The sequence below is a fragment of the Streptococcus mitis genome (assembly GCF_001579045.1).
GTDB classification, from domain to species: Bacteria; Bacillota; Bacilli; order Lactobacillales; family Streptococcaceae; genus Streptococcus; species Streptococcus mitis_D.
Genome location: NZ_KQ970262.1, coordinates 163,750 through 178,654 on the forward strand (window position 1 = coordinate 163,750; position 14,905 = coordinate 178,654).

General features: G+C 41.1%; 12 protein-coding genes. 9 read left to right on the forward strand and 3 right to left on the reverse strand.

The window, feature by feature from the left end; genetic code table 11:
* Positions 1–258, forward strand: a 258-nt coding sequence (locus SMIDD28_RS12090) for an ATP-binding protein (RefSeq protein WP_231075132.1), incomplete at its 5' end; no start/stop codon positions are given.
* A 39-nt stretch (positions 259–297) separates the two neighbouring features.
* Here SMIDD28_RS12090 and SMIDD28_RS03755 read toward each other — a convergent pair.
* The 3 genes from SMIDD28_RS03755 to SMIDD28_RS03765 form a co-directional block, all read right to left on the reverse strand.
* A complete protein-coding gene (locus SMIDD28_RS03755; RefSeq protein WP_061424831.1) occupies positions 298–1,050 on the reverse strand; it encodes an ABC-2 family transporter permease in 753 nt (250 codons plus the stop codon).
* 10 nt (positions 1,051–1,060) lie between these two features.
* Positions 1,061–1,969, reverse strand: a complete 909-nt coding sequence (locus tag SMIDD28_RS03760; protein ID WP_061424833.1) for an ABC transporter ATP-binding protein — start codon at positions 1,967–1,969, stop codon at positions 1,061–1,063.
* Between the two features lie 141 nt (positions 1,970–2,110).
* Positions 2,111–2,920, reverse strand: coding sequence for a Cof-type HAD-IIB family hydrolase (locus tag SMIDD28_RS03765; RefSeq protein ID WP_061424835.1), 810 nt, complete (start codon positions 2,918–2,920; stop codon positions 2,111–2,113).
* A 270-nt stretch (positions 2,921–3,190) separates the two neighbouring features.
* Between SMIDD28_RS03765 and SMIDD28_RS03770 the strand changes: the two genes are divergently transcribed.
* The 8 genes from SMIDD28_RS03770 to SMIDD28_RS03805 form a co-directional block, all read left to right on the forward strand.
* The gene (locus SMIDD28_RS03770) at positions 3,191–3,412 is read left to right on the forward strand and encodes an SP_0924 family bacteriocin-like peptide (RefSeq protein ID WP_061424837.1); all 222 of its coding nucleotides are present in this window, start codon (positions 3,191–3,193) and stop codon (positions 3,410–3,412) included.
* Between the two features lie 53 nt (positions 3,413–3,465).
* On the forward strand, positions 3,466–4,137 hold the full coding sequence (locus SMIDD28_RS03775; protein WP_061424839.1) for a CPBP family intramembrane glutamic endopeptidase: 672 nt from the start codon (positions 3,466–3,468) through the stop codon (positions 4,135–4,137).
* A gap of 129 nt (positions 4,138–4,266) precedes the next feature.
* A complete protein-coding gene (gene rexB, locus SMIDD28_RS03780) occupies positions 4,267–7,542 on the forward strand; it encodes an ATP-dependent nuclease subunit B (RefSeq protein ID WP_061425271.1) in 3,276 nt (1,091 codons plus the stop codon).
* Positions 7,539–11,189, forward strand: coding sequence for a helicase-exonuclease AddAB subunit AddA (addA, locus tag SMIDD28_RS03785; RefSeq protein WP_061424841.1), 3,651 nt, complete (start codon positions 7,539–7,541; stop codon positions 11,187–11,189). Before rexB ends, addA begins: the two co-directional genes overlap by 4 nt.
* Positions 11,190–11,206: 17 nt before the next feature.
* Positions 11,207–12,385 carry a hypothetical protein gene (locus tag SMIDD28_RS03790; RefSeq protein WP_061424843.1) on the forward strand — a complete coding sequence of 393 codons (1,179 nt, stop codon included), beginning with the start codon at positions 11,207–11,209 and terminating at the stop codon, positions 12,383–12,385.
* Positions 12,386–12,685: 300 nt separating this feature from the next.
* Positions 12,686–13,537 carry a ribosome biogenesis GTPase YlqF gene (gene ylqF / locus SMIDD28_RS03795; RefSeq protein ID WP_061424844.1) on the forward strand — a complete coding sequence of 284 codons (852 nt, stop codon included), beginning with the start codon at positions 12,686–12,688 and terminating at the stop codon, positions 13,535–13,537.
* Positions 13,524–14,303 (forward strand): ribonuclease HII, encoded by a 780-nt coding sequence (locus SMIDD28_RS03800; protein ID WP_061424845.1) that lies wholly within the window; start codon positions 13,524–13,526, stop codon positions 14,301–14,303. The genes ylqF and SMIDD28_RS03800 overlap by 14 nt, the downstream gene beginning before the upstream one ends.
* Positions 14,304–14,318: 15 nt before the next feature.
* On the forward strand, positions 14,319–14,905 hold a 587-nt coding region (locus SMIDD28_RS03805), incomplete at its 3' end, for a chloride channel protein (protein WP_196756365.1).

Genomic DNA, 14,905 nt, shown 5'->3' on the forward strand with positions numbered 1-14,905 from the left:
AAACATGGCAAGGAAGAAGCGCGTCTATCTTTGAAAAAGGAAAAGGAACAGCTTGTCTTAGAGATTGCAAACCTTGTCAAACAGCCCATCAAAAGAATAGAAAATCTCAGTAACCGTTTTTATTCTGAAAATCTATCTGATACGGAAGAATCCTCTGGTTTAGGCCTTTATATCACTGAGGAATTATGCCATCTTCTCGGTGCAGAGATGAAACTAAGCACAGATGGGCAGTGGTTGTCGGTTTTCATTTACTTTTAACGAAAGAAACCTCCTCTGTAGGCTAGAGGAGGTCATTTTTTATAAACTTTTCTTTTTGAAAACTGCCAGTCCACTTAGATTAAAGATTACAATAACAGCTAAGCTAACTATAAGTGTATAGAAAATGGATTCACTATTAGCAGTCATAGCATAGGAAAAATGCAAGGACAAATATGGTAAAAATTTGATATTTGGAAAAATGATCATTGGCATAGAAAGGATGATAGAGCTAATCAGATAACCAATAAATACGGCAAGATAAGAATGAGTCAGGTAGACAATAAAGGAAATAATCGAAAGCCAAGCGAGAAGGCAGAGAAATTGAAGGAAAATCATTAAGAGGAGATTAGTAACAAAACCATCAGGTATCGTACCAAGTCCGTTTAGTAGAGTTGAGGGAACAAAAGCAATCACAAGGCTGGCGATGAGTTGTAAGAGAGCGATACTTGCTAGAACAAAGGATTTAGCGAAGAAAAACTCTGTACGAGAAACGCCAACTGTCAAACTATTTTTATAAAGCTTGCCGATTAGATCGACCCCAAGAACTAAACATGTTAGAATAATGCAGAGAAAAACAAGGTTTGAATCATTGCTAGACGCATTGATAAGAGCTTGAATACCGTCCCAACCATGGGTTGGAATTTCTGGTTCTTCTGTCTGGATTGCCATCAGATGGCCTGTAGCCCCGATAGTGGCACCCATTAGCAAGAGGACAAAGAGAATGAATTCTGTAATCCAAAAACCTTTGGAGCGGAAAAGACGGTAAAAGTCTGCTTGAATGGTATGTATCATGATTTTCCTCCTATTGGACCAATTGAGTGAAGTATTCTTCTAGGTTTTGACGGGCATAGTAAATCTCGTCAATGTCAACATCTGCCAAGGTTAATTCCTTGAGAATCTGTTTGACATCTTGTTCCTGACCAAAGATGTGAATTTCGTTTTCAGGATTAACAACCTTGAACTGGAGCTGGATTTGTTCTTTCAATACTTGACAAGCTTTCTCTTGATCAGCTGTCTTAAGGACAATATAATCCTCACTTAGTGTTTCAAATTCGGCTTTACTGATTTCACGGATAATCTTGCCTTGATCTAAAATACCAAAACGATTTGCTACGAGATAGAGTTCTGACAAGATATGGCTAGAGATGAGAATGGTGATTCCTTTTTCTTGATTGAGCCGTTGAATCATGAGTCGAAATTCTTTGATACCGATTGGGTCGAGACCGTTGATAGGTTCATCTAAGATTAGGAAGTCTGGTTTGGATAGGAGGGCAATGGCGATGCCAAGTCTTTGTTTCATTCCTAGCGAGAAATCACGAAAGACTTTCTTACCTGTATCTGGCAAACCTACATAGTCCAGCGTTTCTCGAATGACTTGATCAGCATTTGGAATATGACGAATCATACAATAATAATTCAGATTTTGATAGGCTGTTAAGTGATTATGGGCTACGGGTGATTCGATAACAGAACCTACTCGAGATAGAGCCTTGGTCCACTCATTTTCCGTTTGGCTAGAGAAGAGGGAAACAGTTCCTTTATCCGCAAAGAGTAGTTGCGTAATAATTTTTATTAAGGTAGTCTTCCCAGCTCCATTCTTCCCGATAAGTCCATAAATATCTCCCTCTCTTATCGTTAGATGAAGATCCTGAAGAATAGCTTGTTTGTCAAAGTTTTTGGACAATCCATGAATGTCAAGTACTGTTTTCATGATTCTCTCCTTTTAATTTATTTTGTTAACTTTAGTATAAAGCATAGAAATCAAAGAAAGCTCAAGGATTTCTAAAGAGTTTCTAAAGTTTTAGGAATTCTTAAATATCAAAACCCAGTTGACACGAACTGGGCTTCTTAATTATAAAATATATTTCTCAATGGCACGCGCGACGCCGTCTTCTTCGTTGCTGGCTGTAACGTCATCAGCAAGGGATTTGACATAATCGCTGGCATTTCCCATTGCAATCCCAAACCCTGCAAACTGGAGCATTTCAATATCGTTATTAGCATCGCCCATGGCCATAATTTCTGATGGCTCAATCTTCAAAATATCTGCTAGTCGAGAAAGAGCAGTAGCCTTTGTTGTACCAAGTGGCATAGCTTCATAAATGACAGACTGTGAACGAACTCCACTAAATCGTTGACAGAGTTCCTCAGCAAAACGCTCTTCAAAATCGTCTGTTTGCTCCTCTGTACCTAAAAACATACCTTGGAACATACGGTACTTGCCACTGGTAGCTTCCTCAAGGGAAATTTCAGTCAGGTCTGAAAAGACTAGGTCGGCATCATTTTGGATGACTTGATTGGGCTTGCCACCGAGGACAAAATAATGTTCCTCATCAAAAAGAGTCAACTGAACATCACTTTTTTCAGCTAGATCATAGAGGTATTCGATGTCTGCTGAACTAAGTTCTTGCCAGTCAACCAAACTCCAATCGCTAGTCTGGTGGGTTGAGCAACCGTTGTTAACAATCACATACTCATTCTGGAGGTCAAGTCCCAATTTTTTATAGTAGGAGAGGACACCGAAAAGGGGGCGACCCGTACAGAGAACCAGTTTGACCCCTTTTTCAATGGCTTGGTGAATAGCAGTAATGTGAGCTTGTGGAATTTCCTTGGCTTCATTGAGGAGGGTTCCGTCCATATCCAAGGCTAGTAGTTTAATCATAGGTCTTCCTTCTTTATCTTTTGGTATTATTATAGCATATTTTGGAGAAGATAATGGTAAAAGGGTAGGGACTAATTGATTTTACAGTTCAGGATGTTTTGATGTCAATTTATGATTTGAAGAGGATATTTGGAAAAGATATGCTATACTAAACTTGTCAATGTTGCAACTAGACAAGCATAAAAAAACTAGCTTAAAATAGTTTTTTTGTAAGTAGGTATGAGTATCAGATTACTCAACTAATCTAAACAATAACGGAGGAAATATATCATGATTTTAATGACAAAAAATATAAATCTAACAAATGAAGAATTAGAGCTGATACAAGGTGGAGCAGATCCCTATGGTAAAGAACCTAATGGTTATTATGCTTGGCAAATGGAACCAGTATTAATTATGCCGATTCATGGATTTTGTCCCAGAGGAACCTATGATTTAGGATATATTGGAGGAGGTAACCATCTTTGCAAAGGAAGTGCCGCGAGATTTTAAGTAAAATTTATTAGGAATATGAAGAAACAAGGGGAGAAAGCAGAGAATTTAATATGAAAAAACGAGCTATTCAAATTTTACTAGCATTGTCCTTAATTTTTTACAAATCAACTTGGTTTTGGGGGCTTTTCAATCACCTAGCAAAGCCTTATCTACCAGCAAGTCATGAATTTTTTCAGATTCTGCTTTTGATGGAGAGTGGAGTTCTTTTATTAGCGGTCATCTATCTACTAGTTTTTGCAGGAAAGCAAACTTTTCATTTCAAGTGGCAGCTGAGGTATTTTATCTACCTTTTACTGGGCTACATCATTTCGTATATGTCTGACTTTCTTTTTTCGTATTTCATATCCACGTCTTCAAATCAAATTTCTTTGGATGAAACGGTAGAAATGATGGGACGACAGGAGTTACCCTATTTTTTGCTCATCGTTTGCTTCATCGCCCCTATTACTGAGGAATTGCTTTATCGAGGTGTGCTTATGACAACCTTTTTCAAAAACTCACCTTGGTACGGAGATGTTTTGATTTCTGCTATTATTTTCGGTTATATTCATATCAATTTTGCTTTAACACCTCTTGCTTTTTTCATTTATGCTAGTGGAGGGTTTATTTTGGCTCTATTGTATCGCATGACAAAAAGTCTCTACTATCCAATACTAGTTCATATTCTCATCAATATTACTGCTTTCTGGGATGTTTGGTTACTCCTATTTTCAGGAAGTTAGCTTACTAAAACAATGTCGGAACTTTCCGGCATTTTCTTTTCAACAGATGAGCAAGAACTGATTATTTTCAGACTTGGGTGGCTAATCATGGTATAATAAAAGGTAATGAAAAATTCCAACGAGGCTGAGATGAAATTACTTTATACTGATATTCGGACTTCTTTGACTGAAATTCTAACCAGAGAGGCGGAGGAGCTAGTTGCTGCTGGCAAGCGGGTCTTCTACATCGCCCCCAACTCTCTTTCTTTTGAAAAAGAACGCGCCGTGCTGGAATGCTTGTCCCAGCAGGCTTCTTTTGCGATTACCGTCACGCGCTTTACGCAGATGGCTCGTTACCTGATTTTGAATGACTTGCCTGCCAAGACCAGTCTTGATGATATTGGTCTTGGAATGGCCTTTTACAAATGCCTGGCCGAACTTAATCCTAAGGATTTACGTGTTTATGGAGCTATCAAACAGGATCCTCAATTTATCCAGCAGTTGATTGAGCTTTACCACGAGATGACCAAAGCTCAGATGAGTTTTTTGGACTTGGAGAGTTTGACGGATGAGGACAAGAGGGCCGATTTACTCTTGATTTTTGAGAAGGTAACGGCTTATCTCAATCAGGGGCAGTTAGCTCAGGGAAGTCAATTGTCCCATTTGATTGAGGCTATTGAGAATGACAAGGTAAGTAGTGATTTTAATCAAATCGCCTTGGTCATTGATGGATTTACCCGTTTTTCTGCTGAGGAAGAGCGAATTGTGGACCTACTTCATGGCAAGGGTGTTGAGATTGTTATTGGGGCTTATGCTAGTAAGAAAGCTTATGCCAGTCCATTCGCTGAAGGCAATCTCTACCAAGCCAGTGTGGAGTTTCTCCATCATCTGGCCTCTAAATACCAAACGCCTGCTCAGGATTATTCTCAAACTCATGAGAAGATGGATAGTTTTGATAAGGCCTCTCGTTTGTTGGAGTCTTCTTATGACTTTTCAGAACTCAGCTTGGATGTAGATGAGAAGGACCGGGAAAACCTGCAAATCTGGTCTTGTTTGACACAAAAGGAAGAGTTGGAGTTGGTAGCCCGTAGCATTCGTCAGAAATTGCATGAGAACTCAGACCTGAGTTATAAGCATTTTCGTATTCTCTTGGGGGATGTAGCTTCTTATCAATTATCTCTTAAAACTATTTTTGACCAGTATCAAATTCCTTTCTATCTAGGCAAAAGCGAATCCATGGCGCACCATTCCTTGACACAGTTTGTCGAGTCTATTTTGGCTTTAAAACGCTACCGTTTCCGTCAGGAGGATTTGATTAATCTTCTCAGAACAGGTTTGTATACCGACCTCAGTCAGGCTGATATTGATGCATTTGAGCAATATATCCGTTATCTTGGTATCAATGGCTTGCCAGCCTTTCAGCAAACCTTCACCAAATCCCACCATGGAAAATTTGATTTAGGGCGTTTAAATGCTCTTCGTCTGAGTATTTTAGCCCCTCTTGAGACTCTTTTTGCTAGCCGAAAGCAGAAGGCTGAAAATCTCTTGCAAAAGTGGAATGTCTTTCTAAAAGAAGGAGTGGTGCCCAAGCAGTTGCAAAATTTGACAGCCACTATGGAAGCTCTTGAACAGGAAAGACAAGCCGAAGTTTGGAAGGCATTCTGTCATGTTTTAGAACAATTTACGACTGTTTTTGCTGGTTCACAAGTTAATCTTGAGGACTTCCTAGCCTTGCTTCATTCTGGGATGAGCCTATCTCAGTACCGTACTATTCCAGCGACAGTAGATACCGTTCTGGTGCAGAGCTATGATTTGATTGCTCCTCTGACTGCTGACTTTGTCTACGCCATTGGGCTGACTCAGGATCATTTACCAAACATAGCGCAAAACACCAGTCTTTTGACTGATGAAGAAAGACAAAGCTTAAACCAAGCGACTGAAGAGGGAGCGCAATTACTGATTGCCAGCAGTGAAAATCTCAAAAAAAATCGCTATATCATGCTTTCCTTGGTCAATTCTGCCCGTAATCAGTTGGTCTTGTCGGCTCCAAGCCTTTTCAATGAAAGTGAAAGTAAGGAATCTGCCTATCTTCAAGAGCTGGTCCATTTTGGATTTAGTCGAAAAGAGAAGAGGATGAATCACAAAGGGCTGTCTAAGGAAGATGTGGGCTCATATCACAGTCTTTTGTCCAGTCTGGTTACCTATCACCAGCAGGGCGAGACAAGTGATACTGAGCAAGATTTGACCTTTGTTAAGGTTCTGGCGCGTGTGATGGGTAAAAAACTAGACCAGCAAGGTTTGGAAAATCCTGCCCTCCCAACCAGTCCAAGCAGTAAGAAGTTGGCCAAGGACACCTTACAAGCTCTCTATCCTGCTGATCAGGAGTTTTACCTGTCTACCTCTGGTTTGACCGAGTTTTACCGGAACCAATACAGTTATTTCCTCCGCTACGTTTTAGGCTTGCAGGAAGAATTGCGCTTACGTCCTGATGCCCGTAGTCACGGAAATTTCTTGCACCGTATTTTTGAACGTGCCTTGCAGTTGCCTGATGAAGATTCCTTTGACAACCGTCTAGAACAAGCTATTCAAGAAACCAGTCAGGAACGCGATTTTGAGGCTATTTATCAAGAAAGTTTAGAAGCCCAGTTTACCAAGGAAGTTCTGCTTGATGTTGCACGGACAACTGGACATATTCTCCGACACAATCCAGCCATCGAAACCATCAAAGAGGAAGCGAATTTCGGTGGAAAAGAGCAAGCCTTTATTCAATTGGACAATGGACGCAGTGTCTTTGTACGAGGCAAGGTGGACCGGATTGACCGTTTGAAAGCTGATGGAGCGATAGGGGTAGTAGACTACAAGTCCAGTCTGACTCAGTTCCAGTTTCCTCATTTCTTTAATGGTCTTAATTCCCAGTTACCAACCTACCTAGCTGCCCTAAAAAGAGAAGGGGAGCAGAACTTTTTCGGTGCTATGTACTTGGAAATGGCTGAGCCTGTCCAATCTCTGATGACCGTTAAAAGTCTGGCAGCAGCAGTTGTAGAAGCTAGCAAGTCAATGAAATACCAAGGCCTCTTTTTAGAAAAAGAAAGCAGTCATTTGGGTGAATTTTACAATAAAAACAAGTCCAATCAGCTGACGGATGAGGAATTCCAGCTCCTACTGGACTACAATGCCTATCTTTACAAGAAAGCAGCTGAGAAGATTTTAGCAGGTCAGTTCGCCATTAACCCTTATACTGAAAATGGCAGAAGTATTGCACCGTATGTTCAGCAACATCAAGCCATCACAGGATTTGAAGCCAATTACCATTTGGGTCAAGCCCGTTTCCTAGAGAAGTTAGACTTAGCTGATGGCAAGCGTCTGGTCGGAGAAAAACTCAAGCAAGCTTGGTTTGAAAAAATAAGAGAGGAGCTGAATCGATGAAGCCCATTCCCTTTTTAACTGAGGAGGAAATTCAAAAACTGCAAGAAGTAGAAGCGCATTCGAGCAAGGAACAGAAGAAAACTGCCGAACAAATCGAAGCCATCTATACTTCTGGTCAGAATATCCTTGTCTCAGCGTCGGCTGGTTCTGGTAAAACCTTTGTCATGGCAGAGCGCATTCTGGATCAGTTAGCGCGTGGTGTCGAAATTTCTCAACTCTTTATCTCAACCTTTACCGTTAAGGCTGCGACTGAACTTAAAGAACGTTTAGAGAAAAAAATCAGCAAGCAAATCCAAGAAAGCAGTGATGTCGACCTCAAACAACACTTGGGTCGTCAGTTGGCAGACCTACCCAACGCTGCCATCGGAACCATGGACTCTTTCACACAAAAATTCCTTGGCAAACATGGCTATCTGCTTGATATTACGCCTAATTTCCGTATTTTACAAAACCAGAGCGAGCAACTCCTTCTAAAAAACGAAGTTTTTCATGAGGTTTTTGAAGCCCATTACCAAGGTAAACAGCAAGAGACCTTTAGTCATTTGCTGAAAAACTTTGCTGGGCGAGGCAAGGACGAACGGGGACTGCGCCAGCAAGTCTATAAAATCTATGACTTCCTCCAATCCACCAGCAATCCTCAGAAATGGTTAAGTGAATCTTTCCTCAAAGGCTTTGAAGAGACTGATTTTACTAGTGAAAAAGAAAAACTGACTGAGCAAATCAAGCAAGCCCTTTGGGATTTGGAAAGCTTTTTCCGTTATCATCTGGATAATGATGCCAAGGAGTTTCCAAAGGCTGCCTATTTAGAAAATGTCCAGTTGGTTCTGGATGAAATTGCCTCCCTAAATCAGGAGTCCGATAGTCAGGCTTATCAAACGGTTCTTGCGCGTATTGTCGCAATCTCTAAGGAGAAAAATGGTCGGGCTCTGACGAATGCCAGTCGTAAGGCTGATTTGAAGCCACTGGCCGATGCCTACAACGAAGAGAGAAAGACCCAGTTTGCTAAACTAGGACAATTATCAGACCAGATAACGATTCTTGACTATCAAGAACGTTATCATCAAGATACATGGGAACTAGCTAAAACCTTCCAATCTTTCATGAGTGATTTTGTAGAGGCCTATCGTGAACGTAAACGCCAGGAAAATGCCTTTGAATTCGCTGATATCAGCCATTACACCATTGAGATTTTAGAGAATTTCCCGCAAGTCCGTGAGGCTTATCAGGAGCGCTTCCACGAAGTCATGGTCGATGAGTATCAGGATACCAACCACATTCAAGAACGGATGCTGGAATTACTTTCTAATGGTCACAATCGCTTTATGGTGGGAGATATCAAGCAGTCCATCTACCGTTTCCGTCAAGCAGACCCGCAGATTTTCACTGAAAAGTTCCAACGCTATGCGCAAGATTCCCAAGAAGGAAAGCTGATTCTCCTCAAGGAAAATTTCCGTAGCAGTTCAGAAGTTCTGTCAGCAACCAATGATGTCTTTGAACGTCTCATGGACCAAGAAGTTGGTGAAATCAACTATGATAACATGCACCAGCTTGTTTTTGCCAATACCAAACTGACTCCCAATCCAGATAACAAGGCAGAATTTCTCCTCTATGACAAGGACGATACAGGTGAGGAAGAAGAGAGTCAAACAGAAACGAAACTCACAGGCGAAATGCGCTTAGTCGTCAAGGAGATTCTGAAACTTCATCAGGAAAAAGGTGTTACTTTTAAAGAAATTGCCCTTCTGACCTCCAGTCGCAGTCGTAATGACCAGATTCTCCTCGCTCTGTCTGAGTACGGAATTCCTGTCAAAACTGACGGAGAGCAAAACAATTATCTCCAATCCCTAGAAGTGCAAGTCATGCTAGACACCCTTCGTGTCATTCATAATCCCCTGCAAGACTATGCCTTGGTTGCCCTTATGAAGTCTCCAATGTTTGGCTTTGATGAGGACGAGTTGGCACGTTTATCTCTTCAGAAAGCAGAGGATAAAGTCCAAGAAAATCTCTATGAAAAACTGGTCAATGCACAAAAAATGGTAACAAGCCAGAAAAACTTGATTCACACGGCTCTAGCTGAGAAACTAAAGCAATTCATGGATATCTTGGCTTCTTGGCGCTTGTATGCCAAAACCCACTCCCTCTATGACCTGATTTGGAAGATTTACAACGGCCGTTTTTATTATGATTATGTGGGAGCTTTGCCAAATGGTCCTGCTAGACAGGCCAATCTCTATGCCCTAGCACTGCGTGCTGATCAGTTTGAAAAGAGCAATTTCAAGGGCTTGTCCCGCTTTATCCGTATGATTGACCAAGTTTTAGAAGCCCAGCACGATCTTGCAAGCGTGGCTGTCGCACCGCCAAAAGATGCAGTAGAGCTCATGACCATCCACAAGAGTAAAGGGCTGGAGTTTCCTTACGTCTTTATCCTCAACATGGATCAAGATTTTAACAAGCAAGACTCTATGTCAGAGGTCATTCTCAGTCGTAAAAATGGACTAGGTGTCAAATACATTGCCAAGATGGATACAGGAGCAGTCGAAAATCACTATCCTAAAACCATCAAACTCTCCATTCCTAGCCTGACCTATAGGCAGAATGAAGAGGAATTACAGCTGGCAAGCTACTCAGAGCAGATGCGTCTCCTTTATGTTGCCATGACGAGGGCTGAGAAAAAGCTCTATCTTGTCGGCAAGGGATCTCGTGAAAAGCTGGAAGCCAAGGAATACCCAGTAGCTAAAAATGGAAAACTAAATAGCAATACTAGACTGCAAGCAAGGAATTTCCAAGATTGGATTTGGGCTATCAGTAAAGTGTTTGCCAAAGATTATCTCAACTTTAGCTATCGTTTTGTTGGTGAAGATCAGCTAACTAGAGAAGCTATTGGTCAATTGGAAAACAAAAGTCCTCTCCAAGATAGCTCCCAAACAGACAATCGCCAGTCAGAAACCATTAAGGAAGCTCTTGAAATGCTGAAAGAGGTTGAAGTCTATAATACTCTTCACCGCGCAGCCATTGAGCTCCCTAGTGTTCAAACCCCAAGTCAAATTAAGAAATTCTACGAACCAGTTATGGATATGGAAGGTGTCGAGATTGCAGGTCAAGGCCAGTCAGTAGACAAGAAAATTAGCTTTGATTTGCCAGATTTTTCAACCAAAGAAAAGGTAACAGGAGCTGAGATTGGTAGTGCTACCCACGAACTCATGCAGAGAATTGACCTCAGTCAGCAACAAACCCTCGCTAGCCTGACAGAAACTCTCAAACAAGTTCAAACCAGCCCAGCTGTCAGAGATAAGATCAATCTTGCTAAAATTCTTGCATTCTTTGACACAGCACTCGGTCAGGAAATTCTTGATAATATTAACCATCTCTATCGTGAGCAACCCTTCTCCATGCTCAAACGAGACCAAAAGAGTCAGGAAGACTTCGTTGTCCGTGGTATCCTTGATGGATATCTGCTTTACGAAGACAAAATTGTTCTGTTTGACTACAAGACAGACCGCTATGATGAACCAAGTCAACTCGTAGATCGTTATCGTGGTCAGTTAGCGCTATACGGAGAAGCTCTATCTCGAGCCTATTCGATTGAAAATATTGACAAATACTTGATTTTACTCGGTAAAGACGAGGTTCAAGTTGTAAAAGTATAATCTAGAAAGGAGACCTCATGACACTTCCAGTTAGAAAATCCCTACATGATGCAGTTTTACAGGCTTCAAAAGCGGATACTTGGGAACAAGCTACCAAGGAATGGAATGAAGTTTCCTTGATTTTTAACGGTATCGGCCGTAGCAATTGTATCTGTGGGAATGCCATCAAATACGCTTATGAACTCTTTAACGGTGTCACAGGCCAACGCCTCTTTCCGATAGGGAGCGATTGTGTTCGTCATTTTCACCGATTGTCCCTTGACCAGCAACTGGAAGAGGAAGAAAAACTGCTCAGAAAGGTTGAAAATCTGACCAGAAAAGCCCAGAAAAAGGAGAAAATCAAGGTTAACAAAAGTGACTTTGACGAACGACTTCTAAATTGGCTCTGGGAAAAAGGTGTTTTTAAACCCAATCGTGGCAATCAATTTGCACCTGAGAGAGACTACCAGCTCTTCCTAGAAGTCTTTCAAGGAGGAAGTTGGACCAAGGCAGAACCCAAGAAGAGGGCTCGGATGGAAGAAGTCCTTGAAAAGTGTATCAAACCCTTTTTACTTGGGAAATCGGATGAACAACTCTACCTTGTCAAGCTAGGCAAGGAGAAAATTGACTACGAACAAGAACTCCGTATCCAGGCAGAGAAAGAACGCAAGAAGAGGGATAAAATCGCCAAGCAATATGCAGACAATCTAGTTCTAGCCATGGGCCCAGCAGAGCGTGCTTATCAAGATTACTTTGGCTTTACAGAAACCCTGACCCAAGAAGAACGCAAGTGGGAGAAAATACTTTTTGGTAAAAATCGGACAGAACGGGTTGTCAAGGCCAAACAATACCAAAAAGAGTTGGAAAAAGACCAACGAATTGCCAGTCAGGATCCAATTGAAAGAAAACAGAAGCAGACCTGGCTCCTCAATTCCTATTTTCGTGAGCTTCCTGAAGAAAAAGCCAGATTTGCTCGACTCTTATTAGAATATCGAAAAAGTGGAGAAGTGCCTTTTTCAACTGAATACTTATCAGACCATCTGCTAGACTTTTTCTATAAAATGAAAGCCTTTGAGTTTGAAATCGCACCAGAACAAGTCCGAGACTTTTTAAAAGAAAGCCTTCAGACAGAACATCTATCCTCAGCACAAGAAAGCTGGATAGAAGGAATTCTCCTCAACTGCATCAAACCATTTTTAGAACGATTATTGATATGAGTAACACCTACCGTGGAAATGCCATGGTGGGTTTAATTTACAAAAAATATAGGTATAAAGTTTAATATTTTCTGTCAACTTTGAGTACTAAAACTTATTAGTTTTCGTATATGTCAATTAGCGTCAATTGTAAAAATCAAAAGCAAAAGCATAAACATAATACATAATTTATTTTATGTCACATCTGTGTTATAAAAAACCAAAAGCCTATGCAAAAGTGCTCAAATTATGATAAAATAGACTATAAGAAAAACACTATTTATATTAATTAGATTTTTATTTTATAAGGAAAAAAACTCAATGGCTACTATTCAATGGTTTCCTGGTCACATGTCTAAGGCTCGTCGACAGGTGCAGGAAAATTTAAAATTTGTTGATTTTGTAACGATTTTGGTGGATGCACGCTTACCTCTATCTAGTCAAAATCCTATGTTGACCAAGATTGTTGGTGACAAATCAAAACTCTTGATTTTAAACAAGGCAGACTTGGCCGATCCAGCAATGACCAAGGAATGGCGTCAGTATTTTGAATCACAAGGAATCCAGACGCTGGCTATCAACTCCAAAGAGCAAGTAACTGTAAAAGTTGTAACAGACGCAGCCAAGAAGCTCATGGCCGATAAGATTGCTCGCCAGAAAGAACGTGGTATCCAGATTGAAACCTTGCGTACCATGATTATCGGGATTCCAAACGCTGGTAAATCAACTCTCATGAACCGTTTGGCCGGTAAGAAGATTGCCGTTGTCGGCAATAAACCAGGTGTTACCAAAGGTCAACAATGGCTCAAAACAAATAAAGACTTGGAAATCTTGGATACGCCGGGGATTCTCTGGCCTAAGTTTGAGGATGAAACTGTTGCATTGAAACTGGCATTGACTGGAGCTATCAAAGACCAGTTGCTCCCTATGGATGAGGTAACTATTTTTGGTCTCAATTATTTCAAAGAACATTATCCAGAAAAGTTGGCTGAACGCTTCAAACAAATGAAAATTGAGGAAGAAGCTCCGGTTATTATTATGGATATGACCCGCGCCCTCGGTTTCCGTGATGACTATGACCGTTTTTACAGTCTCTTCGTGAAGGAAGTCCGTGATGGCAAACTCGGTAACTATACCTTAGATACATTGGAAGACCTCAATGGCGACGATTAAAGAAATCAAAGAACTCCTTGTGACGATCAAGGATTTAGAAAGCCCTATTTTTTTAGAGCTTGAAAAGGATAATCGCTCTGGAGTTCAAAAAGAAATCAGCAAGCGTAAAAAAGCTATTCAGGCAGAATTGGATGAGGATCTTCGTTTGGAAGCCATGCTTTCCTACGAAAAAGAACTGTATAAGCAAGGATTGACTTTGATAGCAGGTGTTGACGAGGTTGGACGTGGTCCTCTGGCTGGCCCTGTCGTCGCTGCTGCTGTTATTTTACCTAAAAATTGTAAGATTAAAGGCCTCAATGACAGCAAGAAAATTCCTAAAAAGAAACATCTGGAGATTTTTCAAGCCGTTCAAGACCAAGCCTTGTCGATTGGAATTGGTATCATGGATAATCAGGTCATCGACCAAGTCAATATCTATGAAGCAACCAAACTAGCCATGCAGGAAGCTATCTCCCAGCTCAGTCCTCAACCTGAGCACCTCCTGATAGATGCCATGAAACTGGAATTGCCCATTTCACAAACATCCATTATCAAAGGAGATGCCAACTCCCTCTCTATCGCAGCGGCTTCTATAGTAGCCAAGGTGACCCGTGATGAATTGATGAAGGAATACGATCAGCGGTTTCCTGGCTATGATTTTGCTACTAATGCAGGTTATGGAACTGCTAAACACCTAGAAGGACTAGAAAAACTAGGAGTTACCCCAATTCACCGAACCAGCTTTGAACCCGTTAAATCACTGGTTTTAGGTAAAAAAGAAAGTTAATTGAAAGGAAATACCATGGAGGAACAGTCGGAAATAGTCCGTTCTAAGAAAGAATTCGCCTTTGCATCCAGCACTATCCTATCCCAAGTTGGTCGAGGAATCATTGTTGGTCTCGTTGTTGGAATTATCGTTGGATCCTTTCGTTTCTTAATCGAAAAAGGCTTTCACTTGATACAAGGACTTTATCAAGATCAAGCGAACCTAGTGCGCAATCTTTTTATCATTGGTCTATTTTATTTAATAGTTTGTTGGCTCAGTGCGAAATTAACTCGGTCAGAAAAAGATATCAAAGGCTCAGGAATTCCGCAAGTCGAAGCCGAACTGAAAGGCTTCATGACCCTCAACTGGTGGGGCGTACTTTGGAAAAAATATGTTCTAGGAATTTTGGCAATTGCCAGTGGACTCATGCTGGGGCGTGAGGGACCAAGCATTCAACTCGGAGCGGTTGGTGGTAAAGGAATTGCCAAGTGGCTTAAATCCAGTCCAGTAGAGGAACGTTCCCTGATTGCCAGTGGAGCTGCCGCAGGATTAGCCGCTGCATTTAATGCACCGATTGCAGGACTTCTCTTTGTGGTAGAAGAAGTTTATCACCATTTTTCACG

Bases quoted from the DNA above. Each gene is read 5' to 3' on its own strand.
- SMIDD28_RS03755 (WP_061424831.1), bottom strand. From the start codon at position 1,050: ATGATACATACCATTCAAGCAGACTTTTACCGTCTTTTCCGCTCCAAA.
- SMIDD28_RS03760 (WP_061424833.1), bottom strand. From the start codon at position 1,969: ATGAAAACAGTACTTGACATTCATGGATTGTCCAAAAACTTTGACAAA.
- SMIDD28_RS03765 (WP_061424835.1), bottom strand. From the start codon at position 2,920: ATGATTAAACTACTAGCCTTGGATATGGACGGAACCCTCCTCAATGAA.
- SMIDD28_RS03770 (WP_061424837.1), top strand. From the start codon at position 3,191: ATGATTTTAATGACAAAAAATATAAATCTAACAAATGAAGAATTAGAG.
- SMIDD28_RS03775 (WP_061424839.1), top strand. From the start codon at position 3,466: ATGAAAAAACGAGCTATTCAAATTTTACTAGCATTGTCCTTAATTTTT.
- rexB (WP_061425271.1), top strand. From the start codon at position 4,267: ATGAAATTACTTTATACTGATATTCGGACTTCTTTGACTGAAATTCTA.
- addA (WP_061424841.1), top strand. From the start codon at position 7,539: ATGAAGCCCATTCCCTTTTTAACTGAGGAGGAAATTCAAAAACTGCAA.
- SMIDD28_RS03790 (WP_061424843.1), top strand. From the start codon at position 11,207: ATGACACTTCCAGTTAGAAAATCCCTACATGATGCAGTTTTACAGGCT.
- ylqF (WP_061424844.1), top strand. From the start codon at position 12,686: ATGGCTACTATTCAATGGTTTCCTGGTCACATGTCTAAGGCTCGTCGA.
- SMIDD28_RS03800 (WP_061424845.1), top strand. From the start codon at position 13,524: ATGGCGACGATTAAAGAAATCAAAGAACTCCTTGTGACGATCAAGGAT.